Origin of the sequence: Bifidobacterium cuniculi, assembly GCF_000741575.1 — a bacterium.
GTDB classification, from domain to species: Bacteria; Actinomycetota; Actinomycetes; order Actinomycetales; family Bifidobacteriaceae; genus Bifidobacterium; species Bifidobacterium cuniculi.
The window spans coordinates 29419-52632 of sequence record NZ_JGYV01000010.1; the positions used below are offsets into that span (position 1 = coordinate 29419).

Below are 23214 nucleotides of genomic sequence, written 5' to 3' on the forward strand. Positions count from 1 at the left end.
ACCGGCCCATGCGGGACGGTCCGGCGGCCGGGTGAGGCGATGCCGGTGCGGTCGGGATTTCCCGGTCGCACCGGCATCGCGGTTTCAGACGGCAATCCTCGCAGCGGTATCACGGAACCGCCGCCGGCGGCAGCGCCGGGGACCGGGTATGATGGGGTGACGCGTTTCAACGAACGGAGGCGGAGGCATGGGACTGGACACGAAACAGTTGGCGGGGCTGCTGTACTCCATGGGGCACACGTTCGACAACCTGTCGTCGACCTACATCGCCACGGAGGAGTTCCTGCGTACGAACAATCCGAGGGTGATCGGCTCCCGCGCCGACCTCGCGTTGCTGGAGGACCTCAGGGACGCGTCGTCGTATGCGCTGCATGAGCCGGCGCCATTGGACGCGGCGTTCGTGAAGGGCGTCAACGCGAGGCTGAGCCGTACTGCGGCGCTCGAACCGGGCGTGCTGCGCACGGACCGCAACATCATGGTGCGCACATCCATCGGCGACTACATCCCCGAAGTGCCCGACGAGGAGGGGATGGAATCGGTTCTAGCCGAAGCACGACACGGAGATGGGGGCCTGTTCGGTGCGGCGCAACTGTTCGCCCGGCTCGCCCGGATGCAGCCGTTCGGTGACGGCAACAAACGCACTGCGCTGCTCGTCGCCAACCGGCTGCTGCTGGACCATGGCACGGGTCGCACGCTGATCGTGCCCACCCAGGATCCGGACCGCCGCACGTTCAACGATCTGATGGGCCTGTGGTACGTGCGGGAGGACGTGCGCGTCATGCGATGGCTCGCCGACTACAACGAGGACATCGCGGGCCTCGACGAATACGGCCGCCCCATCACGCGTGCCGGCTGCATGCCGCGGCCGTGCGGTGCGATGGGGCGTGACGGATCGCGGGAGGGCGAAGACGGATGAACGTATCCGGGGGAGCACGGTTGTGCGAATGGTTGCGCAGGGAACGCGACGAGCATATTTCGGGTGGATTGTTCGAGACCACCCAGGTGCTGTTCGCGTTCAACTCGAACCATATGGAAGGATCGACGCTCAGCGTTGAACAGACCTCCGACCTGTACACGACGGGAAGCATGTCGCCGGCGGACGGCATGGACGCGATCAGGCTGGACGACGCGATCGAGACGCGCAACCATTTCCACGCGTTCAACTGGATGCTGGACAGGGTCGACCGGCCGGTGGACGACGCCATGATCTGCAGCATGCATGCCATCCTCAAACGCGGCACATCACAGGAGCAGGACCCGGACAACAATGTGGGCGCGTATAAGGCCCGTCCCAATGTCATCGGCGGCCTTCTGCAGGAGCATACCGTCCTGCCCGCCGACGTCCCCGCCGCCATGCGGGAGGTGATCGCGGCGCATCGGGAGCTGAAGGACGACCCCTTCTCCATCGCCTTCGCGCATTGGCTCTTCGAGACGACGCACCCGTTCTTCGACGGCAACGGCAGGGTCGGCAGGCTGCTGCTGTTCAAGGAGCTGCTGCGCATCGACGCGATGCCCATGGTGATCCAGGACCGCAACAGGGGCCTGTACGTCCGCGGTCTGCGTGAGTTCGGCCGCACGCCCGGATATCTCATCGACACGCTGCTCGCGGAACGGGACGTATACCGCGGCATCGTGGAGACCATGGCTCCAGATCGCACATCCTACACCTACCACGATGCGTGGGACGGCGTCGTCGCAAGAAGAATCGAGAACCCGTACCTCAAGCATGCATGGGACGAGCTGGACATATTCGGCGCCTGCGGGGACGGCGCCGTCCCCGGTCCGCCGATGCGGGGCGACGTCCGGGGCCGCGCATAGGGGGAGGCAGATGTCCTGCTTGTGGCCGGCCACGTCCCGACGGGAGCGTGACCGACGTCGTTGCGTCAGACGAGCCCGGCCCATCCCGACCGTGAGGGCAGCGCGGCGCTGTGCGTGGCCTGCCATGGTGTGGTCGTGGACTCGACGATGGCGGTCAGATCGGCGTCGATCAGGCCGATGTAGCGCATCGTGGTCTTCGAGTCGGCGTGGCCGAGCAGGCGCGCCACCGCGAGGATGTCGTGGCTGTTGGCGTAGGCGACGGTCGCGAAGCGCCGGCGCAGTGTGTGGGGCGGCCAGCCGCTGCCGCGTTTGATGAGCGTGTCCACGTAGTCGACGCTGCATTGCGGGTGGATCCGGCCCGGGATTAGGTACGGGCAGCCGTTCTGGGCGGCGGCGAGGGATTGGATCTCGAGGCGCAGGCGCATGGGCACGGGCAGGTCGCGTCGGCGCCTGCCCTTGCCGTCGACGTGCAGGACGGTCTCGGCCCCGCGGGTCTCCATGTCGGCGGGGTGCAGGCGGCTGATCTCGATGCGGCGCAGGCCGAGCCATCCGGCGAGCATGCACACGACCCTGACGCGCGGCTCCTGGTGCGTGACGGCGCGCGCCAGCGCGTCCTCGGGGCAGATGAGGCCGCCTCCCGGCGCGTCCGGCATGGGCGGTACGGCCCGGGCGGGGTTGGCGTGCACGTCCCGGACGGCCTCGATGTCGATGACCCACTGGTAGAAGCCCTGGATCGCGGCGCGCAGCCCTTTCCTGGCGCTCAGGCCGAGGTTCGGGTTGGATACGGCGTCGACGACGTCCATGCTGGTGACGCGTTCGATGGGTTTGCCGACCATGCGGCTGAAGCGGCTGATCTGGTACCATCTGGTGCGGATGGTCTCGCGGGTGCGCCCTATCGCCTCCAAATACCGGCACCATGATTCCAATGCGCCGTCCCAGTCGTCGCGCGCACGCACATGGTCGACCGCATAGGTCCCCTTGTACTCGTTCCAGCTCATATTGCTATTCCTTTCCGTCGATGATGGAGGACGGCGGGATCGCCGTTTCCGCTCCCCATTGACGGGCATGCGCCGGATACGCGCCGCATATACGTAGACCCGTATTCCTTTACGCGATTACGTAAGGAAATACGGGCCTATGGGCGATGCGGACGACAGGGTATGATGGGGGATATCAGGAGCCGTCGGCACACGGTCGATGGAGTGCACATGGGGTCGCGAAAGGAGGCGTGGGCATGCGTTACGTGTCCGGTCTGCCGGCGCTCAACCTGGGCGACCGCAGCGTCACGCCGGGCGACTGGCATCATAGCTCCATGGACTGGGAGCGGCCCTTCATGCTGGACACCTCGGCTTCGCCGTACGGGTGTTGGGGGATTGGCGACGAGCCAGTGCCCGGCCATGGTCCGATGCCCGTCGCGAACCATATCCGCGCGTGCCTGGACATGATCGTTCTGGGGTGTTTCGGCGATGTGCAGGGGATGCGTGAGTATTTCCTCGCGAACCCGGCCACCGACGGCGTCGTCATGCGGCAGGTGTGGAAGCTGCGCGGCAGCCGAAACTGGCCGTCCATCGACGCGTTCATGGGCCGTGAGTACTCGACGCGATGGCTCGACTACAAACAACGGCAGATGCAAACGAACAGGGGCGAGACAGTATGAGTGCGCAAGAGAACGGATACAGGCCTGAGCATCGTGCCGCCATCGAGACCATCATGCGTGACATGAACAGGTCGGAGGACAACCCCTACATACTCAAAGGGGGTACGGCGCTCATGCTGTGCTACGGCCTGTCACGCTTCTCCGAGGACATCGACCTGGACGCGCAACGGGCCGCGGTGCCGGCGGCGCGGTTCTTCAGGTTCATCGAGCATACATGCCGCGAACACGGGTACGATTGGCGCGAGGGGAAGAACACCCCGACCGTGCAGCGCGCATTCGTCAACTACGGCCGTGAGGACACGCCCTTGAAGATCGAAGTGTCCCACAGGATCAAAGTGGTGGACCCCGATGCCATCACCCATGTCGACGGCATCAAGACCTACACCATCAGCGAGCTGTGCGAGTTGAAGGCGTCCGCCTATCAGAACAGGGACAAGATCCGTGACCTGTACGATCTGACCTTTATCATCGAGCATTATTACGACGAACTGTCCAAATCCGCCAGGAAGGCGGCACAGCGGGCGTTGGAATACAAGGATGTGGAGCAGTTCGACTACCTGACCCGCACGCAGCATGATCCGCTCATAGACGTCGACCGTCTCGCGGACAGCTTCCTCAACGCCCTTGACATGGTCGGACTCACCACGGACGCCGGCACGGCCGGGGAAGAACCGGTCGATGACGGTGAGATCGACGTCCTCATGGAACGCTTCTCGGGCAGCTACGGCATGGACGACAACACCTCTGGCCACACTCGGTGAATCCCGGCCGCAGAGACGCACGGTAGTGGTCTTTACGCATTACAGGGAGTTTTGGTGCATGAGCCATTTACTTCTAAGAGGTCATGCGGGAAGATCACCGGTGTTGTCCTCGATCCATTCACAGACCAGATCGATCATGGCCGTATCATGGATCAGCGCATGGTACTTGAGACGACGGTGCAGCTCGACCGGGATGCTGAACGTGGTCTTGACGACTTCACGGGATTTCGGAATGGTATCGGTTTCCATGGTTGTCCTTCCTACGAGCGTTTCGGCCCATAAGCCCTTAACCACGGCTCAACGGGGATACGGGGATAAGGGTCTATGGGAGAAGATCACCGGCTATAGGCGGTTGGCGTCTCCCAGACGTTCGGCTGTGGTCCGAAGGCGCGTTCCCATGGCTCGTCGAGCTTCGCCCGCAGCCGCTCGACGGTCGAGGACAGGTCCTCCGTGTCCATCTGCACCGACATCGACGATTCGTCGTGGATCGTCACGATCCACTGGTTCTCGGCGACGGCCTCTATGCTGAAGCCGGGTGCGCGACGCTCGTACAATTCGGGATGCTCCTGCTCGGGATATTTGTCGTTGTGCCAATCAGGGATATTCGGCACGTCCTCGCCTCTGAGGCGCGCGTCGGCGAGATCGACCAGATTCTCCAGATCGATGTCCCAAAGATTGCGGGACCATTGCATTGATCCGGCCGACACCTGCAGCCTGAACGCGGATCCCCGGTAATCCCTCTCGACAAACTCGCATGTGATATCCGTCATCGTTCAGCCCTCCACCGCGTCGTCTCGAACGATGCCGGCCTGTACAATGGAAGACAGCGCCATCAAGGCGATCATCAGGGCCGCTGGGGCTGACCAGAGATCGGACGGTCGCTGGTTCAAGCCCAGCCGCAGGAGCCATGGATCCCCGGGCCGTCGCCCGGGGATTTTTCGTATCACATCGGCAATCCCGGGAAAGGCGACGTCGTGAGTGCCAACAGTGAGAACCGTGCCGCCCTGTCCCGTCTGGACGAGGAACCCCTTGACGAGCAGGTGAGCTATTACCGCAAGCCGTTCATGGTGCTCTGGGCGGCTGTGCAGGAGTCCTCCCTGGAAGTGGAGGAGGATTTCGGCCTGTCGGGTGACCTGGCGCAGCTTTGGGTGGCGGAGCGGTTGCGTCAAGTGTGCGATTCGCTTGTGGACAGGCTGGCCGAGAAGGCGCTGGCACATGGGGCCAGCAAGTCGAATATCGCCCGCGCCGCAGGCGCCGACCCCACCAACGCCGACCGTCGTTTCCCCCGACTGGCCATCCACGGCGCCAAGGGACGCCTTCCCCTGGACGACGTGCTGGATTCCTTGGACTGACCGGCGCGACACGCGCGGGCCGGGGCGTCCGACCACATTGCCCGAGCCGGCTTGCCCCGGCATGCCGCTTCCATCCATAGTGGTGCCATCGGCACGACGGGAAAGGAGACGGCCATGCGACGGCACGACACGCACAGGGCTCGGAGACGATGGTGGCAGATGCAACAGTGTCGGCAGATGCGGCAGGCGGCAGCTGCCGTCATGCTCGTGCTGCTTGCCATGACGGTGGGATGCGTGTGCGTTGCACAGCAGGTCGGCTGTGCGGCCGAAAACGACAGGCCCGGATGCCAGGCCCGCATGGTCGCTCCTATCCGTGATGGAGTCGTCATCCGCGCCTTCGACGAGCCGGCAGAACCCTGGTTGGCCGGCCACCGTGGCGTAGACCTGGCAGCCGGGGAAGGAGATGACATCGTCGCCCCCATCGACGGCACCATCAGCTTCAGGGGGAAGGTCGGTGGCAAATCGGTGGTGAGCATGGTCCATGCTGGGTGGACGCTGACCTTCGAACCGGCCGTCACCGACCTGTCCGTGGGGGCATCACTGCGGCGCGGCCAGCCCCTCGGCATGGTGGGGCATGGCAGCGACCATTGCGACGGCAGCTGCCTGCATTGGGGCATACGGCTCGACGGCCGACGGTACCGCGATCCGGAGAGCTTCCTGACGGCCATGCGGATCCGCCTGCTGCCCGTCCGGTAGCGACTTACAGTCCTGCGTCGGCGAGGGTGACATAGCCGGGGTCGATGAGCGTCTCCTTGAGGTTGCCGGCACTGACGGCGGTCAGGGGGACATGCACGGCGCCCTGCGCGGTGTTGTCCGCCTGTTCCAGGTACTCCACCTCCAGGGACGTGCCTGCATTGAGCCGGACACACACATCGGCGACGGCATGCGCATTGGCATCCATGTCCACCAGGCCCGTCATCCACTGCTTGCCGTTGACGATGTCGGGCATGTTGCTGATGTATGCGCCGAAGCCCGTGACGATTGGCCATTGCGAGGAGGAGCCATCCCGGGACGATTCGTCCGGGACGGCCGGCGCACGGGTGGGGTCGGGTACCTGCTGCTTGTGTACGTCCTGACGGCCGGTGATGCTGCCGACCACGTCCCCGATGGAGATCGAAGGATTGATGTCGGCTGCCGAACCGGTGTACTTCAGGTCCGACAACGTGTCACAGACATCCTTGGCCACGCTGTCATCCATGGAGATGATCCCGTCGATGCGTACATGGGTGGTGTGGGATGCCGGCGTACCCAACCGTTGGCGCAGCTCGGCATCCACGTCGGCGGCACTGTCCGCCGGGAAGGCCACCTGCTCCCAGTCATCCTCGCCGGTGGCGGCAGTGACACGCAACGATGGACTGATCACCTTGCCCGAACGGAAGTAGCCGGCAAGCACGGACCAGACCCCGGCAAACGCCTCCTGCGCGAACTGCAGGGACTGCTCCTCCTCACCGACGTACGGCACCAGGATCTCCACATACTTGGGATTGCCGCGGCTGACACTGTCCAACCGCAGCTTGCTGACGAGCTGCTCGGCCTGCATCTGGCCGATCTGCCGCGCACTGACGAGAGGGACCTGCACGTCGGGGGTGAACCCTTCCACCGCGTTACCCAGCAGCACCACGCGCATGCCTGCCTCCCGTGCCAAGGTGAGGGTATCCGCCATGCGGTCAAGGGCTTCGGCATCCTCCTGTGACGTCGCCGCGGTCACATAGTCGCCGTAATACCTGCTCAGGTCATGATGCGCCACGGCAGGCGCCAGCACCAAGGTCGTGGCACCGGACCGCCCCTCCGCGGAACCCCGGACGTCCCCGGTCCGGTCGGACACGTAATCCTGCAGCGCCTCGTTCTGGCTGTCCAGGTCGCTGTCGGTATGCACCTCGACATGGTCGCCATCGATGCCCTGCCCGTCCAGCTCCTCCCGGAGGGCATCCACCAGACGATGCCACGTGTTCAACGGCACGTCTCGGGCAAGCGTGAACCCGTCGTCAGGAGTGAAGATGGCCACATCGCCCGTATCGGCAGCGGCAGGGGAGTGCTGCTTCGCCTGGCCGCATCCGCACGTTGCCATGATGATGAGGACGCCCGTCAGGGCGGCAAGGACCCGACGCGGCAAGGTGGAAGTGACCATGCTGCTCCTGTCATGATGGTGAAAGACTGCTGCCGGTACGGCACCACCCATGGTAGACACCCACATGCACAAGGGGCCGGACGGATCGGATCCGTCCGGCCCCTTGCGTCACGCAGGCAACCCCGTCAGTCGCGCCCATGCAGGGCACGCTGCAGATTCGTGTCGAGCGCATCCATGAACCCGTCGGTATCAAGCCACTCATGGTCCGGGGCGATGAGCATCGCCAGGTCCTTGGTCATCTGGCCGCCCTCGACCGTGGACAGGATGACTTCCTCCAGGGTCCTGGCGAAATGCGCCACGTCAGGCGTGTCGTCAAGCTTGGCACGATGCTTGAGACCGCCGGTCCACGCATAGATGGAAGCGATGGGATTGGTGGAAGTGCGCTCGCCCTGCTGCCAGCGACGGTAGTGTCGCGTAACGGTGCCATGCGCCGCCTCCGCCTCGACGGTCTGGCCGTCCGGAGTCATGAGGACGGAGGTCATCAGGCCCAGGGACCCGAAGCCCTGGGCGACGGTGTCGGACTGGACGTCGCCGTCGTAGTTCTTGCAGGCCCACACATAGCCGCCATGCCATTTGAGGGAGCTGGCCACCATGTCGTCGATCAGGCGATGCTCGTAGGTCAGGCCCTCCTGGGCGAAGCGTTCCCGGTACTCCGTTTCGAAGACCTCCGCGAAGATGTCCTTGAACTGGCCGTCGTATGCCTTGAGGATCGTGTTCTTCGTGGACAGGTAGACAGGGTAGCCCCGCAGCAGGCCGTAGTTGAAGCAGGCGCGCGCGAATCCGCGGATGGAATCGTCGAGGTTGTACTGGACCTGGGCGACGCCGGGGCCGGGATAGTCGAACACGAGGTGCTCGATGGGGTCGGAGCCGTCCTGAGGGGTGAAGGTCACGGTCAGCGCGCCGGGGCCCGGCACCTTGAAGTCGGTAGCCTTGTACTGGTCGCCGAAGGCGTGGCGGGCCACCACGATCGGCTTGGTCCAGCCGGGCACCAGGCGTGGGATGTTCGAGATGACGATCGGCTCGCGGAAGATCGTGCCGCCCAGGATGTTGCGGATCGTACCGTTGGGGGACTTCCACATCTTCTTGAGGCCGAACTCCTCGACACGTGCCTCGTCGGGCGTGATCGTGGCGCATTTGACGCCGACATGCTCGCGTTTGATGGCTTCGGCCGCATCGATGGTCACCTGGTCGTCCGTGGCGTCACGGTTCTCGATGCCCAGGTCGTAGTATTCCAGGTCGACGTCAAGATAGGGCAGTATCAGCCGGTCCTTGATCTCCTTCCAGATGACGCGGGTCATCTCGTCGCCGTCGAGTTCGACGACCTTGCCCTCTACCTTGATCTTGCTCATGGTTGCACGTCCTCCAAGCGGTTCGTGGGAATCATTGCCAACCTCCATGCATAATGCATGCATGTTTCCCGTGCCCGGATTTGTCCAAAAACGTCGGTGACGGGCATACCCCGCATGCCAGGCCACTGTCAGTGCTGGACATTAGCCTTGGAGGCATGTCTCAGGAAATTGAAATCGGTCTCGGCAAGAAAGGCCGTGTCGCCTACGGACTCGATGACATCGCCATCGTGCCGTCCCGCAGGACCCGCGATCCGCAGGACGTCTCCACCACCTGGCAAGTCGACGCCTACGAGTTCGCCATCCCGGTCATCGGCGCCCCCATGGACTCCGTCACCAGTCCCGCCACCGCCGTCGCCATGGGCAAGCTCGGCACCGTCGGTGTCCTTGACCTCGAAGGGTTGTGGACCCGCTACGACGACCCCGCGCCCATCCTCGAACGCATCGCCACGCTGCCCGAAGCCGACGCCACCGTCTCCATGCAGCAGGCATACGCCGAACCGATCAAACCGGAACTGATCACCCGGCGGCTCCACGAGATCCGCGCCGCCGGGGTCACCGTCGCCGGCGCACTCTCGCCCCAACGCACCCAACAGTACTATTCCACCGTCGTAGACGCAGGCGTCGACCTCTTCGTGATCCGCGGCTCCTCCGTCTCCGCCGAACACGTCTCCACCGACCACGAACCGCTCAACCTCAAGAAATTCATCTACGACCTCGACGTGCCGGTCATCGTCGGCGGCGCCGCCAACTACACCGCCGCACTGCACCTCATGCGCGCCGGCGCCGCAGGCGTCCTCGTCGGCTTCGGCGGCACCGCCGTCACCTCCAACCGCGCCACCATCGGCATCAACGTCCCCCTCGCCACTGCCATCTCCGACGTCGCCGAAGCACGCCGCGACTACATGGACGAATCAGGCGGCCGCTACGTCCAGGTCATCGCCGACGGCGGCATGGGCGACTCCGGCAGCTTCGTCACCGCACTCGCCATGGGCGCCGACGCAGCCATGCTCGGCGCACCACTCGCCCGCGCCGCCGAAGCACCCGGACACGGCACCCACTGGGGCGCGGAGGCACGCCACCACAGCCTGCCACGCGGCAGACGCACCACCGTCGGCACCGTCGGCACCCTCCAGGAGATCCTCTACGGACCAAGCCACCTCGCCGACGGCAAGACCAACTTCATCGGTGCACTGCGCCGCGCCATGGCATCCACCGGATACGTGGACGTCAAGAACTTCCAGAAATGCGACGTCGTCGTCGCACCCACCGCACAACGCTGACCGACGACCACACCACGGGGCATGCCGCCGCACCACGGCGACATGCCCCGAACCATATCCGCCACGGAACAAACGTTTGCCCCCTACCCACACCCGGGAACAAACGTTTTCGTGAAGGAAACGACGCCACACATCCGCAGGAATCCAGTAATACCGCCACCTCCCGGACATGCACTGCTCCACATCTGTGACCATGTCGCACACATCCGCGACAAGGCATTCCCCCACGCCAGGACACCTGCCACAATGACCCAAGGCCGGCCACCACGCCGACCACCGCCGCGAAACCGCGGCGCGAAGTGACCGCCGACACCACGAACAAGGGGAACACACCAATGGTGCACATGACTGACCAAGAGAAGGCATTCTGCGAATTCTGGCGCAAGGAACGCACACCACGCCCGCCCTACGAGGGACGCATCGCCATGGGCTCGCGCGACGAACCCATCCGCTACCGCATCGGTACCTGCATCGACAGCCCATACAGCCACCAGGACATCGACAAACTGGCATTCCGCGCCAGCAGACTCACCTGCCTGGTCATCGACGTCATCCGCGACCGCCTGCCAGCAGCCCTCCTCGGCGACGTCCTCCACCCGGACTGCATCCCCAAGCTCGCCACCATGCGCTTCCACCTCGGCGACCGCCTCAACCACGGACACGACCAATACGCCCGCATCGTCTACCCGCCAGCCGAACCGCAATTCATCAACGGCATGCTCCTCTCCGAAACACGCATCGAAATGAGCATCGGATTGCACGTGGGCGGCAGGCAATTCTGCGGCAGCATCATCTTCGAACGCACGGGCGCCAAATGGATCTGCGTGTACATCGACATCGGCTGAGCGCAAGGAAGCCCACCGGCGCCGCCCACGTGACTTATAGTTGAACCATGCTCAGAGAATACGGAGTCGACAACATCTATGCGACCACACAGGACGACACGATCTACTCATTGCTCTCGCGGCGGGCGCTCGCCGACCCCGGCGACCTGATCGCGCAGTGGAAGGACGAGCGTACACGGCAGTGGAATGACGTCATGGCCGGCGAGATGCTCGCCCAGGTGCGCAGCGTGGCGAAGGGCCTGATGGCACTGGGGGTCCGGCAAGGCAACATGGTGGTGATCTACTCGGCCACCTGCTACGAATGGGGCGTGCTGGATTTCGCCTGCGCGGCCATCGGCGCGGTGAGCGTGCCCATCTACGAGACGGATTCGCAGATGCAGGCCCAGTCCATCGTGGAGGAGGTCAGTCCCGTGGTCGCCTTCGGCGGCGACGAGGCACACACCCAGGCGCTGGAACGCATCGCCCATGGGCAGGACGGACTCCGGCACGTGTTCAACATGGACAACGGCGCCCTTGATGCCCTCATCGATTACGGCGAATCCGTCGACGAGGATGCCCTGGATGAGGCCATCGGCAGGGTACGCGCCGACGACCTGCTCACCGTCGTGTATACCTCCGGTTCCACGGGCAGGCCCAAGGGTGCCATGCTGTCCCACCGCAATTTCACGCACATCGTGCTCAACGGCTATGAGATCCTGCCGCAGATGTTGTACGAACCCAACCGGCTGCTGCTGTTCCTGCCCCTGGCGCATTGCTTTGCACGGTACATCCAGTACACGGCAATCGGCGGTCACGGGGTGGTCGGATACGTGCCTGGCGCCAAGCACCTGCTGGCGGACCTGCGCAGTTTCAAGCCGACGTACCTGCTGGGTGTGCCGCGTGTGTTCGAAAAGGTCTACAATGCCGCCTCGCAGAAGGCAGGGTCCGGCGTCAGGGGTCGCGTCTTCGCGAAGGCGGTGGACCATTTCGTCGAGTGGTCCAAGCGCGAGACCGAGCACCGGCAGCCCACCTGGGCGATGCGGATGAGCCATTCGTTCTACATGACGACCGTGGCGTCATCGTTCCGCTCCGCCCTAGGGCCCAACCTGAGGTACCTGGCCTGTGGCGGTGCCCCCATCAGCACCGACCTGGTGCATTTCTTCAACGGGATGGACGACATCACCTTCATCCAGGGGTACGGCATGACGGAAACGGCCGCCCCCATGATGGTCAACTGGCAGAAGGCGAACCGCCCCGGCTCGGTGGGACGTCCCGGTCCGGGCATGGCCGTGCGCACCGCCGAGGACGGGGAGATCGAGGTCAAGGGGCCGAATGTGTTCCTCGGATACTACAAGAACCCGGAGCGTACGAACGAAGTGCTGCGTCCCAGCGGCTGGCTGCGCACTGGCGACCTGGGCACGATCGACGACGACGGGTTCCTGTTCATCACCGGCCGCAAGAAGGACATCATCATCACCGCCGGCGGCAAGAACGTCTCCCCGGCACCCATGGAAAGCGCCATCTGCGAGTGCCCGATCGTGGCCCATGCCGTGGTGGTCGGCGACAACAAGCCGTTCATTGGCGCGCTGGTCACCCTCGATGCCGAGATGGTGGGGTCGTGGCTTGCCGACCAGGGACTCGACCCCGCCATCCCCCTGTCGGATCTGGCCCATAGCGACGCGGTGCGCGCCTACATCCAGCAATACGTCGACCTGGGCAACGCGTCGGTGTCTCGGGCGGAGTCGGTGCGCAAGTTCGTCGTGCTGCCCGAGGACTTCAACATCGAGGACGGCACGATGACCGCGAGCATGAAGGTGATCCGTCCCAAGGTGTTCAAGCGTTACGAGGAAGTCATCGAAGGCGAACTCTATGCGCCGGTCGCGTCCGCCCGTCCTGTCCCGGCCGCCATCCAGTTGCTGGAGAACACCACCGAAACGGTCAAGAAGGCGGGGGAGTCGGTCATGGCCGTCTCCGCCACCATGACGCCGCGCGTACGCCAGGCGTTCGACAACGTACAGGAACGTCTGGAGGAATGGCGACCGGAACGTGGTGATGCTACCATGCAACACGATGGCGCCGCCGACGAGGCGGCCACCGAGACGAGCGAGGAGACGAAGTAGCCGTGGCAATCCGTGAGATTCGTGTAGTTCCCGATCCGGTCCTGCGCACCAAATGCGATTCGATAGGGGAGATCACCCCGGCGGTGCGCCGCCTGGTGCAGGACCTGCTGGACACCGTGGACGACCCGGGACGTGCGGGCCTGTCCGCCAACCAGATCGGCGTGAGCCTGCGGGCGTTCTCCTACAACATCGACGGCAAGATAGGCTACGTACTCAACCCGGTGCTCGAGGAAACCCGCGGTGAGCAGTATGGCGACGAGGGGTGCCTGTCCGTGCCCGGGTTGTGGTACAAGACCAAGCGCGCCGACTATGCGCGGGTGCGTGGCATCGACTTGGACGGCAAGGAGGTCGTGCTCGAGGGGGACGGCATCTTCGGGCGGATGCTCCAGCACGAGACCGACCACCTGGACGGCCATGTATACCTCGACCGGCTGGAGAAGGACGAACGGCGTGCCGCCATGCGCCGTATGCGTGGTGCCAGGTCCTAGCGGCACCGTGACGGACACGTGCTCCCCGCCATGCCATCCGTGGTGGGGAGCACGTGTTATCATGATTCTTTGCGTGCCAATCGGAGCATGACCCTGTCGCGGGGAAGTGGTCCACCCCATCATCGTCAACCGGTACGCACCCAATTCGCGCCATGCACGCGACGGTCCGTGTCGGTCGGCCATTCCCGGATGGGAGGCTGCACGCGGATGCGCATGGCCAGGCAAGAACCGACAGAAAGGTAGCGATACCATGGCTCAAATCACCATGAGCGACATGCTGAAGGCTGGTCTGCAGTTCGGACACCAGACCCGTCGTTGGAACCCGAAGATGAAGCAGTACATCCTCACGGAGCGCAACGGCATCTACATCATCGACCTGTTCAAGACCCTCGACCTGATCGATGCCGCGTACGACTTCATCAAGACCACGGTCGCCCACAACGGCACCGTGCTTTTCGTGGGCACCAAGAAGCAGGCACAGGAAGCCATCAAGGCACAGGCCACGCGCGTGAACATGCCGTACGTGTGCGAGCGCTGGCTGGGCGGCATGCTCACCAACTTCCAGACCGTCTCCAAGCGCGTCAACCGCCTCAAGGAACTTGAGGAGATGGACTTCACCGACGTGCACGGCTCCGGCCTGACGAAGAAGGAGCTGCTGCTCCTCGAGCGCGAGAAGGACAAGCTGGAGAAGCAGCTGGGCGGTATCCGCAACATGAACCGCACTCCTTCCGCCATGTTCGTCGTGGACATCAACAAGGAGGCCCTGGCGGTTTCCGAGGCCCACAAGCTGGGTATCCCGGTCGTTGCCATCGTCGACACCAATGCCGACCCCGAGGCCGTCGAGTACCCGATCCCGGCAAACGATGACGCCATCCGCGGCATCGATCTGCTGACCACGCTGTTCGCCGACGCCGTCGCCGATGGTCTGCTGGCACGCTCCGGCAACGCCGCCAAGGCTTCCGACAACGCCGGCCAGGCGAGCGACCAGCCGATGGCCGAGTGGGAGAAGGACCTGCTCACGGAGAACGCCCACACCGTCTCCGTGGACGTGCGTGAGGACGCCGAGCGCCGCGGTCCCAAGGACGCGAAGGACGCTTCTGAGAACCTCGACGCCAACTCCGAGCAGGCGCGTGCCGCCGGCGAGTACGCAGCCGAGCAGGCTGCCGCCGACGTGAAGGCCGGCAATGCGGACGAGACCCCGGTCCTCAAGGAGGAAGAGGCCGCGTCCATCGCCGATCACGACGCTTCCCAGAACTGAGCCCGGAGGGGTCGACGGGACCGGTGCGGAACCGACGGAATAATTCCGCGCCGGTCCTGTTGACTCCCATGGACGCACCGGGCGGCGCCGCCGCCCTCCCTTCCCCGACGGGAAGGGGCAACGAAAACGCTTCGTATTGTCATACTGAGGAGAAATCAATGGCAGCAATCACCGCAGCTTTGATCAAGCAGGTCCGCGAGGAGACCGGCGCAGGCATGATGGATGTCAAGAAGGCATTGACGGAGGCCGACGGCGACGTCGCCCGCGCCAAGGAGATCATCCGCGCCAAGGGCATCCAGGCCGCCGGCAAGCGCGAAGGCCGCAAGGCCCAGGAAGGCACCATCGCCTCCACCGTCGTGGACGGCGACAACGGCCAGGTCGGCTACGCCGTCGAGCTCAACTCGGAGACCGACTTCGTGGCCAAGACCCCGAAGTTCGTGGACTTCGCCGACACCGTGCTCGCCGACGCCGTCAAGGCCGACGCCAACGGCATCGACGACGTCCTGGCGGCTCCGGCCGAGGACGGCACCGTCAAGGAGTACATCGAGCAGGAGGCCGCCCTCTTCGGCGAGCACGTCAAGATCGGCCAGTTCGGCAAGATCAGCGGTCCGCATGTCGAGGTCTACGCACACAAGAAGTCCGCCGAGATGCCCCCGAGCATCGTCGCGATGATCGCCACCGACGAGGCCGGCGCCGCCGTGGCCCACGAGGCCGCCCTGCAGATCTCCGCCATGGGTGCGCAGTGGCTCACCCGCGAGGATGTGCCCGCCGACGTCGTCGAGTCCGAGCGTCGCGTGGCCACGGAGAAGTCCCTGGCCGAGGGCAAGCCCGAGAAGATCGTCCCGAAGATCGTGGAAGGCCGCATCAACGCCTTCTTCAAGGAGCACGTGCTGCTGGAGCAGGCCTACGTCAAGGATCCGTCCAAGACCATCGGCGACCTGTTCAAGGAAGTCGGCGGCCAGGCCCTTGCCTTCGCCCGCCTGGAGGTCGGCAAGGCTCCCGAGGCCGACGTCGAGTAAGCACCGTTCCGGGCGCCCGTCGAGGACATGACGTCCCTGCGTCCGTCCATGACGTCACCGAGCCGCCCACGCCCCACCGGGCGTGGGCGGCTCACGTCGTTCCGGGGCACCGACCGTGTCGTACCGCACCGTTACCCTTGGGAGACGAACCGGAATGGACCTCTTATGCTGAAAGGCTTGCGGATGGCATTGGAACAGGCAGGGGACTCCCCGCGCAGGGTATTGCTGAAACTATCGGGCGAGGCCTTCGGCGGCGGCTCGGTCGGAATCGACACCGGCGTGGTGCGTCGGATTGCCGAGGAGATCGTTCCCGCAGTGCAGCAGGGCGTGCAGGTGGCCATCGTCACCGGTGGCGGCAATTTCTTCCGCGGCGCGGAACTCCAGCAGGCGGGCATCGACCGCTCGCGCGGCGACTACATGGGCATGCTGGGTACGGTCATGAACTGCCTGGCATTGCAGGACTTCCTGGAACAGGAGGGACAGGCCACCCGCGTGCAGACCGCCATCACCATGGGCCAGGTCGCCGAACCCTACATCCCCCTCAAGGCGATCCGTCACCTGGAGAAGGGGCGCGTGGTCATCTTCGGCGCCGGTGCGGGCATGCCGTACTTCTCCACGGACACGGTCTCGATCCAACGCTCGTTGGAGATCCACTGCGACGAGGTGCTCATGGGCAAGAACGGCGTGGACGGCGTATACACCGCCGACCCCCGCAAGGATGACCACGCCAAGCGCTTCTCCCGCCTGAGCTACAAGCGCGCCCTCGTGGACAACCTGGCAGTCATGGACGCATCGGCCATGGCCATGGCGCGTGACAACGACCAGCACATCCGCGTCTTCGGCCTCGAAGAGCCGGGCAACGTCACCCGCGCGCTCCTCGGCGAATCCGTCGGCACCTTGGTGTCCAACGGCGAATCCGAGCTGGCCTAGGCAAGTCGACGCCATCAAACGAACGGGCGTGCAACGAAGGCACCCCGTGCAACAGAAGGAGAACAACCCATGGCAAACGCAGTAGAGCAGGCGAAGGCCCAGATGGAGAAGTCGGTGGATTCCACCAAGGAGAACTTCTCCGGCATCCGTACCGGCCGTGCCAATCCGGCCCTGCTCAACGGCATCACGGTGGACTACTATGGCGCTCCGACGCCGTTGAAGTCCATGGCGACCATCGGCGTGCCCGAGCCGCGCACGCTGTCCATCACCCCCTTCGACCCCTCGCAGGCGAATGCAGTGGAGAAGGCCCTGCGCGACTCCGACCTGGGGGCCAGCCCGCGGCGCAACGGCGCGGTCATCCTGCTGACCATGCCGGAGCTGACCGAGGAACGCCGCAAGGAATACGTCAAGCTCGCCAAGACCAAGGCCGAGGAAGGCAAGGTCGCGGTGCGCAACATCCGCCGCAAGACCAAGGAAAGTCTCGACAAGGCCGTCAAGGACGGCGAGCTCGGCGAGGACGAAGGCGAGCGCCTGCTCAAGGAACTCGACAAGGTGACCAAGCAGGTCACCGACCAGCTGGATGCCTTGCTGGAGGGCAAGCAGAAGGAAATCATGGAGGTCTGACTTCCATGGTTGGCGGATGCGCGCGGCGGGCCTTGACCGGTTCGTGGCGCGCATCCGCGTTATGGTTTTGGATGCGCGCCAGTGCGCGTCCTTGGTTTGGAAGAGGAAGCTGCATGAAGGCGAAGACGCGGGTCGACAAGGATGCCGACGAGACGATTCGGTCAATCAATTCGAAGACCGGTCGCAACATGCCGCAGGCAGTGGGCACTGCCGTGGTGCTGGTGGTACTGATCGTGGCGTGCCTGTTGATCAGTCCGGTCCTGTTCATGCTGCTCGTGGTGATCTTCATGATCCTGGGCCTGTGGGAGCTGAGGGTGGATTTTGCGGTGCGCAACATCCATATTCCGCTGGTCACGCTCTGGATCTGCTCCACGGTCACCTTGGTGTCCGTGTATTTCAGCACCCATCACGTGGTGGCGATGGGACTATGCGTCATGGTGACCCTGTTGGCGGCCGTGGTCATGGGTTCGCGTCGCATCAGGACGTCCGACCGCACGGACCGGGTCTCGTCGGACAAGCGTGTGGACGATGGTGCCGCCGTGGAGCGGCACAGTCGGCTCACCCAGGCGGCCGTGTCCGCATTCACCGTGCTGTATATTCCGCTGCTGGCCTCCTGCATCGTCATGCCGTTGACCTTCAATGGGCACCCGGTGGCCCACGCCGTCATGATCGTGTTCATGCCGGCCTTGGGCGACACCGGGGGCCTGTTCGCCGGCGCCTGGCTCGGCAGGCACAAGCTGTGCCCCTCGATCTCCCCGAAGAAATCCGTGGAGGGCCTGTGCGGCTCCATCCTGTTCGCAGTCGCGGGCGTCTATGCGGTGTTCGCGTGCACGTATGACGCAGCCACGTGGGCGACGCGTTGGTGGTTCCCGCTGGTGGCCGGCGTGATGATCGGCGTGGTGGGCACCTTCGGTGACCTGTGTGCTTCCCTGATCAAGCGCAACCTGGGCATCAAGGACATGGGGCACATGCTGAAGGGCCATGGCGGCGTGCTGGACCGCGTGGACTCCATCCTGCTGACGGCCCCGTTCCTGTGCGTGGCGCTGTGGCTGGCGGGACTGTGAGTTTTCCCTGCATATTCGGATGGCTATGGAAACGACAAGGACGAGGATGAGCGACCAGGATACGACGGACATGCCCGAGACGGGCATCACCCCTGGAGGCACGACCGGCACGTTCCGGGACGTATTGGCGAAGGGGCATGCGCGCCGCGGCAAGCCGCCGCTGCATTTCGCGGACATGGACGCCGACGAGCGCATCGAAGCGGCCAGGGAGCTCGGCCTCCCCAGGTTCCGTGTCAAGCAGTTGGCGAACCATTACTACGGGCATTTCGACGTGGAGGCCAGCGAGTTCACCGATTTTCCGGCTTCCGCCCGGCAAGCCGCGCAGGAGCGGTTCTTCCCGCCGCTCATCACGGAGGTGACCCGGCAGGTCGCCGACGGCGGCATGACGGTCAAGACCCTGTGGAACCTGTTCGACGATGCGAAGATCGAGTCGGTGCTCATGCGGTACCCGAACCGTACGACCCTGTGCATCTCCAGCCAGGTCGGTTGCGGCATGGGCTGCCCGTTCTGCGCGACCGGCAAGCTGGGATTGATGCGCAACATGTCCGCGGGTGAGATCCTCGAACAGGTACGCGTGGCGGCGCGCATGATGGAACGGGGCGAAGTGGCCGGCGGGCCGGGACGCCTGAGCAACGTGGTGTTCATGGGCATGGGCGAGCCGATGGGCAATTACCGGGCGATCATGGGCGCGGTGCGCCAGATCAGCGCCCTGCCCCCGGAAGGCTTCGGCATATCCGCGCGCAACATCACCGTGTCCACCGTGGGCGTCGTGCCCGGCATCCGCAAGCTGGCCCAGGAAGGCATCCCGGTGCGCCTTGCCGTGTCTCTGCATGCGCCGAGCAATGAGCTGCGGGACGAATTGGTTCCGATGAACCGCCGGTTCAACGTCGAGCAGGTGCTGGACGCAGCCCATGACTACTACCTGGCCAGCAAGCGCCGCGTGAGCATCGAGTATGCACTGATGCGCGGCATTAACGACCAGGAAGAGCATGCACGGCTGCTGGCCAGGCGACTCAACCACTACGGCGACGACTGGGCCCACGTCAACCCAATTCCGCTCAACCCCATCGAGGGGTCACGGTGGACGGCGTCCAAGCCGGAGGACGAACGGCGTTTCTGCGAGGTGCTGCATGAAGCCGGCATCACGGCCACCTTGCGCGACACGCGCGGTCAGGACATCGACGGCGCCTGCGGGCAGCTGGCCGCCAAGGTCCGCGACCAACGGGGTTCCATCGCATAGTCCCGTCCGTCTCCTTCCCTACGATGCGTGCGACGCTTTTCGTTTGTCCGCACCTGTTAAGGTAACACGTGTTATCTAACAGAAAGGCGGTCTCTCATGCCCCCACGTAAACGACACAACGCGCAGGACATCCTCGACGGAGCCCTGTCCATCGTGCGCGAATCCGGCCCCGACGCACTCACGGCACGTTCCCTGGCCCAGCGGCTGGGATGCTCGGTCAAGCCCATCTTCGATGCCTTCGGTTCCATGGAGGGCGTGCACCATGCCGTCTGGAAGCGTGCGCAGGAACTCTATGCCGGCCGTGTGCGGCAAGCCGTGGAAAGCGGCGCATACCCTCCCTACCAGGCCAGCGGCATGGCCTACATCGGCTTCGCACACGACGAACCGCAGCTGTTCCGCATGCGCTTCATGCGGCCGATCACCCAAGAGGAACGCCGCACCCAGGCGCATGACCTCGAACCGGTCATCGACGTACTGGCCGACCAACTGGGCATCGACCACGAGGAAGCCGAACGGTTCCACCTCGAGGTGTGGGTCGGCGTCCACGGCCTGGCAAGCATGATCGCCACCGGCTACCTCGACCTCGACCAAGCATTCGTCAACCGCAGTGTCGATGACCTGTACCTCGCCCTGCGCGACTACCACATCAAGGAGGGGCACCGTGGCTGAACCGGCCATCGCCGCCAAGGGACTGACGAAGCGCTATGGGAGCCTCGTGGCAGTCGACGGACTCGACCTCACGGTCACGAAGGGGGAGACCTTCGCCCTGCTCGGCACCAACGGCGCAGGGAAATCCACCACCATCGACATGCTCACCGGAGTGAGCCGCCCCACCCTCGGGGACGCATCCGTCATGGGGGCATGCAGCGTCGCCTGAGCATCGCCATGGCCATGATCACGGATCCGCAGGTGCTGTTCCTTGACGAGCCCACCGTCGGACTGGACGTGTACGCCAGGCATGAACTGTGGGACGTGATCGGATCCGTCAAGGGCAAGGTCACCATCATGCTGACCACCCACTATCTCGAGGAGGTCGAGGCCCTGGCGGACCGTGTCGGCATCATGGTGGACGGCAAGGTCGTCTCCGTGGGCACGCCCGCCCAGCTCAAGGAGGACACCCATGCCGACTCGCTGGAGGATGCCTTCATCGCATTGACGAAAGGAGCACGGCAATGATCCGTCGCACCTGTACCTTCGCGGACCGCATCATGAGGGAAGTGCTGCGCGATCCCGTCAACCTCTTCTTCGCCATCGCCTTCCCTGTCATCCTGCTGTGGATGCTGCACGCCATCAACGCCTCGATGGGCAGCGCGGGCAACCCGGGCTTCGCGATCGATGCGCTCGCACCGGGCATCGCCACCTTCGCACCGGTGTTCATGGCCCTCTTCTGCGGCATGCTCCTGGCACGTGACCGTACCGGTGCCTTCCTGGTACGACTCTTCGCCTCACCCATGACGGCTGCCGACTTCCTGACAGGATACACGCTGCCCATGCTCCTGATCGCCATGGCGCAGGCGCTGGTCACCTTCCTGGCGGCCATGCTCCTTGGATTCCGCTTCACCTGGGGCACGCTGGCGGCAGTCGTCCTCGTCGTCCCCATCGCCCTGCTGTGCGGCAGCGTGATGAGCGACAGCGCCGTCGGCGGCGTGTGCGGTGCGCTCCTGACCGTCCTCGCCAGCTGGTTCGCGGGAATCTGGTTCCCCATCGACGTCATGGGGGAGGGTTTCAAGGCGGTCTGTGACGTCCTGCCCTTCTACCATGCCTCCCAACTGGCCGACGCCTGCGTCCATGGACGCTGGGGCGAACTGTGGCCCGACCTGTGGCCGGTACTCGCCTGGGCGGCAGCCCTCTACGCCGTCGCCGTCGCAGTCTTCGCGTGGCGCAAACGCGACCGATGACGTCCGGTCCCGGCGAAACGGCGGGTCGCCCATGGCCCATGCCCACGGCAGTCACCGTGCGGGGACGTGGCGACCGTCCGTTTCGCATGCGGAGACGTTGGCGTCGCTTGTAACAGCCGACCGATAGGCTGTACTGCGTTTCCCATGCAAACGAGGCCCCGAGAAGGAGTGTGCAGGATGTCGTTGGCGGTGCGTGTGATCCCGTGTCTGGACGTGGATGCCGGCAGGGTGGTGAAAGGCGTCCATTTCGAGAACCTGCGCGATGCCGGCGACCCGGTGGAACTTGCCGCCGAATACTACCGTCAGGGCGCCGATGAACTGACCTTCCTCGATGTGACCGCCTCCAGCGGCCATCGCAGGACCATGGTGGACGTGGTGTCCGCCACCGCGGAGCAGGTGTTCATTCCGCTGACCGTCGGCGGCGGCGTGCGCACGCCGGAGGACGTCGACTCCCTGCTGCGCTGCGGCGCCGACAAGGTCGGCGTGAATACGGCGGCCATCAACGATCCGTCCCTGATCAGCCGCGTGGCCGAGCGCTTCGGCAACCAGGTGCTGGTCCTGTCCGTGGACGCCCGGCGTGAACGCGGCGAGCAGCACACCCGGTCCGGCTTCGAGGTGACCACCATGGGCGGCCGCAAGCCCACCGGCATCGACGCCGTATGGTGGGCCAAGCGGGCCCAGGACCTCGGCGCAGGGGAGATCCTGCTCAACTCCATGGATGCGGACGGCACCCAGTCCGGCTTCGACCTGGAGATGATCGAGGCGGTGCGCCGCGAGGTGCACATCCCGATCATTGCCTCCGGCGGCGCCGGCAAGGCGGCGGACTTCCCGCCGGCCATCGCCGCCGGCGCCGACGCGGTGCTTGCCGCGTCGATCTTCCACTACGGCAAGGTCACGATCGGCGAAGTCAAGGACGAACTGCGCCGTGCCGGCTACACGGTGCGCTGACCTTCCCGACGCCCCCTTTACAACACGCACGAAATCAGGCAGACTCTTCCCATGACGAACAATGAGACATACGACAACTCCGTGATCCTCGACCCGCGCCTCAAGGTGCGCCTCAAATACGACGACCATGGCCTGGTGGCCGCGGTCGTGCAGCAATACGACACCCATGAGGTGCTCATGGTCGGGTACATGGACGACGAGGCGCTGCGCCGCACCCTCACCCAGGGACGCGTGACCTTCTGGTCGCGTTCCCGCCGGGAATACTGGCGCAAGGGGGACACGTCCGGCCATGTCCAATACGTCAAGGGCGTATCCCTGGACTGTGACGGGGACGCCCTGCTGGTCGAGGTCGACCAGGTGGGTGCGGCGTGCCATACGGGCAAGCGCAGCTGTTTCGACGAAGGCGGACCGTTGCCGGTCGTCATCGGTGAACGCGCAGCGGGGGAGGAGTGACGT

27 protein-coding genes are annotated in these 23214 nt (G+C 64.8%); 22 read left to right on the top strand and 5 right to left on the bottom strand.

Annotated features, from left to right (window positions below):
* The first annotated feature begins 187 nt into the window (after positions 1-187).
* Both BCUN_RS11440 and BCUN_RS06385 read left to right on the top strand, forming a co-directional pair.
* Positions 188-916: a Fic family protein gene (locus BCUN_RS11440; protein WP_051920879.1), complete on the top strand. Its 729-nt coding sequence runs from the start codon at positions 188-190 to the stop codon at positions 914-916.
* On the top strand, positions 913-1818 hold the full coding sequence (locus tag BCUN_RS06385) for a Fic family protein (RefSeq protein WP_081895590.1): 906 nt from the start codon (positions 913-915) through the stop codon (positions 1816-1818). Before BCUN_RS11440 ends, BCUN_RS06385 begins: the two co-directional genes overlap by 4 nt.
* Positions 1819-1883: 65 nt before the next feature.
* Here BCUN_RS06385 and BCUN_RS06390 read toward each other — a convergent pair whose 3' ends face one another.
* Positions 1884-2816, bottom strand: a complete 933-nt coding sequence (locus BCUN_RS06390; RefSeq protein ID WP_051920880.1) for a site-specific integrase — start codon at positions 2814-2816, stop codon at positions 1884-1886.
* Between the two features lie 236 nt (positions 2817-3052).
* On the opposite strand from BCUN_RS06390, the gene BCUN_RS06395 reads away from it, so the two are divergent.
* Both BCUN_RS06395 and BCUN_RS06400 read left to right on the top strand, forming a co-directional pair.
* Complete coding sequence (locus tag BCUN_RS06395) at positions 3053-3475, top strand: hypothetical protein (protein ID WP_033517652.1); 423 nt, start codon at positions 3053-3055, stop codon at positions 3473-3475.
* Positions 3472-4236: a nucleotidyl transferase AbiEii/AbiGii toxin family protein gene (locus BCUN_RS06400; protein ID WP_051920881.1), complete on the top strand. Its 765-nt coding sequence runs from the start codon at positions 3472-3474 to the stop codon at positions 4234-4236. The genes BCUN_RS06395 and BCUN_RS06400 overlap by 4 nt, the downstream gene beginning before the upstream one ends.
* An 81-nt stretch (positions 4237-4317) precedes the next feature.
* Here the strand turns inward: BCUN_RS06400 and BCUN_RS12295 are convergent, their stop codons facing one another.
* Both BCUN_RS12295 and BCUN_RS06405 read right to left on the bottom strand, forming a co-directional pair.
* On the bottom strand, positions 4318-4485 hold the full coding sequence (locus tag BCUN_RS12295; protein WP_156100135.1) for a hypothetical protein: 168 nt from the start codon (positions 4483-4485) through the stop codon (positions 4318-4320).
* A gap of 86 nt (positions 4486-4571) precedes the next feature.
* The gene (locus BCUN_RS06405) at positions 4572-5006 is read right to left on the bottom strand and encodes a hypothetical protein (RefSeq protein ID WP_033517650.1); all 435 of its coding nucleotides are present in this window, start codon (positions 5004-5006) and stop codon (positions 4572-4574) included.
* A 204-nt stretch (positions 5007-5210) separates the two neighbouring features.
* Between BCUN_RS06405 and BCUN_RS06410 the strand changes: the two genes are divergently transcribed.
* Complete coding sequence (locus tag BCUN_RS06410; RefSeq protein ID WP_033517907.1) at positions 5211-5588, top strand: hypothetical protein; 378 nt, start codon at positions 5211-5213, stop codon at positions 5586-5588.
* Positions 5589-5747: 159 nt separating this feature from the next.
* Positions 5748-6284 carry a M23 family metallopeptidase gene (locus BCUN_RS06415; RefSeq protein ID WP_162178417.1) on the top strand — a complete coding sequence of 179 codons (537 nt, stop codon included), beginning with the start codon at positions 5748-5750 and terminating at the stop codon, positions 6282-6284.
* Positions 6285-6288: 4 nt separating this feature from the next.
* Here BCUN_RS06415 and BCUN_RS06420 read toward each other — a convergent pair whose 3' ends face one another.
* Together BCUN_RS06420 and BCUN_RS06425 are read right to left on the bottom strand one after the other, a co-directional pair.
* Entirely contained in the window at positions 6289-7716 is a 1428-nt protein-coding gene (locus tag BCUN_RS06420; RefSeq protein WP_033517903.1) for a type 1 periplasmic-binding domain-containing protein, read from the bottom strand.
* Between the two features lie 125 nt (positions 7717-7841).
* Positions 7842-9065 (bottom strand): NADP-dependent isocitrate dehydrogenase, encoded by a 1224-nt coding sequence (locus BCUN_RS06425; protein WP_033517901.1) that lies wholly within the window; start codon positions 9063-9065, stop codon positions 7842-7844.
* Positions 9066-9220: 155 nt separating this feature from the next.
* Between BCUN_RS06425 and BCUN_RS06430 the strand changes: the two genes are divergently transcribed.
* The 16 genes from BCUN_RS06430 (at position 9221) to hisI (ending at position 23211) form a co-directional block, all read left to right on the top strand.
* Complete coding sequence (locus BCUN_RS06430) at positions 9221-10345, top strand: GuaB3 family IMP dehydrogenase-related protein (protein WP_033517899.1); 1125 nt, start codon at positions 9221-9223, stop codon at positions 10343-10345.
* 344 nt (positions 10346-10689) lie between these two features.
* On the top strand, positions 10690-11190 hold the full coding sequence (locus tag BCUN_RS06435) for a hypothetical protein (RefSeq protein ID WP_152598197.1): 501 nt from the start codon (positions 10690-10692) through the stop codon (positions 11188-11190).
* Between the two features lie 47 nt (positions 11191-11237).
* Positions 11238-13289 (top strand): AMP-dependent synthetase/ligase, encoded by a 2052-nt coding sequence (locus BCUN_RS06440; RefSeq protein ID WP_034258490.1) that lies wholly within the window; start codon positions 11238-11240, stop codon positions 13287-13289.
* Between the two features lie 2 nt (positions 13290-13291).
* A complete protein-coding gene (locus tag BCUN_RS06445) occupies positions 13292-13777 on the top strand; it encodes a peptide deformylase (protein ID WP_033517435.1) in 486 nt (161 codons plus the stop codon).
* 250 nt (positions 13778-14027) lie between these two features.
* Entirely contained in the window at positions 14028-15035 is a 1008-nt protein-coding gene (rpsB, locus tag BCUN_RS06450; RefSeq protein WP_033517437.1) for a 30S ribosomal protein S2, read from the top strand.
* A gap of 158 nt (positions 15036-15193) precedes the next feature.
* On the top strand, positions 15194-16054 hold the full coding sequence (gene tsf, locus BCUN_RS06455; RefSeq protein WP_033517439.1) for a translation elongation factor Ts: 861 nt from the start codon (positions 15194-15196) through the stop codon (positions 16052-16054).
* Between the two features lie 183 nt (positions 16055-16237).
* Positions 16238-16984, top strand: a complete 747-nt coding sequence (gene pyrH, locus BCUN_RS06460) for a UMP kinase (protein ID WP_033517455.1) — start codon at positions 16238-16240, stop codon at positions 16982-16984.
* A gap of 69 nt (positions 16985-17053) precedes the next feature.
* Entirely contained in the window at positions 17054-17608 is a 555-nt protein-coding gene (frr, locus tag BCUN_RS06465) for a ribosome recycling factor (RefSeq protein ID WP_033517441.1), read from the top strand.
* A gap of 113 nt (positions 17609-17721) precedes the next feature.
* Entirely contained in the window at positions 17722-18672 is a 951-nt protein-coding gene (locus tag BCUN_RS06470) for a phosphatidate cytidylyltransferase (RefSeq protein WP_033517443.1), read from the top strand.
* A 46-nt stretch (positions 18673-18718) separates the two neighbouring features.
* Entirely contained in the window at positions 18719-19912 is a 1194-nt protein-coding gene (gene rlmN / locus BCUN_RS06475) for a dual-specificity RNA methyltransferase RlmN (protein ID WP_033517445.1), read from the top strand.
* A 96-nt stretch (positions 19913-20008) separates the two neighbouring features.
* Positions 20009-20581, top strand: a complete 573-nt coding sequence (locus BCUN_RS06480) for a TetR/AcrR family transcriptional regulator (protein WP_033517446.1) — start codon at positions 20009-20011, stop codon at positions 20579-20581.
* Positions 20574-20789, top strand: coding sequence for an ATP-binding cassette domain-containing protein (locus BCUN_RS12770; protein ID WP_051920882.1), 216 nt, complete (start codon positions 20574-20576; stop codon positions 20787-20789). The genes BCUN_RS06480 and BCUN_RS12770 overlap by 8 nt, the downstream gene beginning before the upstream one ends.
* Positions 20774-21088 carry an ATP-binding cassette domain-containing protein gene (locus tag BCUN_RS12775; protein WP_051920883.1) on the top strand — a complete coding sequence of 105 codons (315 nt, stop codon included), beginning with the start codon at positions 20774-20776 and terminating at the stop codon, positions 21086-21088. Before BCUN_RS12770 ends, BCUN_RS12775 begins: the two co-directional genes overlap by 16 nt.
* A complete protein-coding gene (locus tag BCUN_RS06490) occupies positions 21085-21810 on the top strand; it encodes an ABC transporter permease (protein WP_033517448.1) in 726 nt (241 codons plus the stop codon). The genes BCUN_RS12775 and BCUN_RS06490 overlap by 4 nt, the downstream gene beginning before the upstream one ends.
* Before the next feature lie 177 nt (positions 21811-21987).
* Positions 21988-22758 carry an imidazole glycerol phosphate synthase subunit HisF gene (gene hisF, locus BCUN_RS06495; RefSeq protein WP_033517450.1) on the top strand — a complete coding sequence of 257 codons (771 nt, stop codon included), beginning with the start codon at positions 21988-21990 and terminating at the stop codon, positions 22756-22758.
* A gap of 51 nt (positions 22759-22809) precedes the next feature.
* Positions 22810-23211, top strand: a complete 402-nt coding sequence (gene hisI / locus BCUN_RS06500; protein WP_033517452.1) for a phosphoribosyl-AMP cyclohydrolase — start codon at positions 22810-22812, stop codon at positions 23209-23211.
* The last annotated feature ends 3 nt before the right edge of the window (positions 23212-23214 follow it).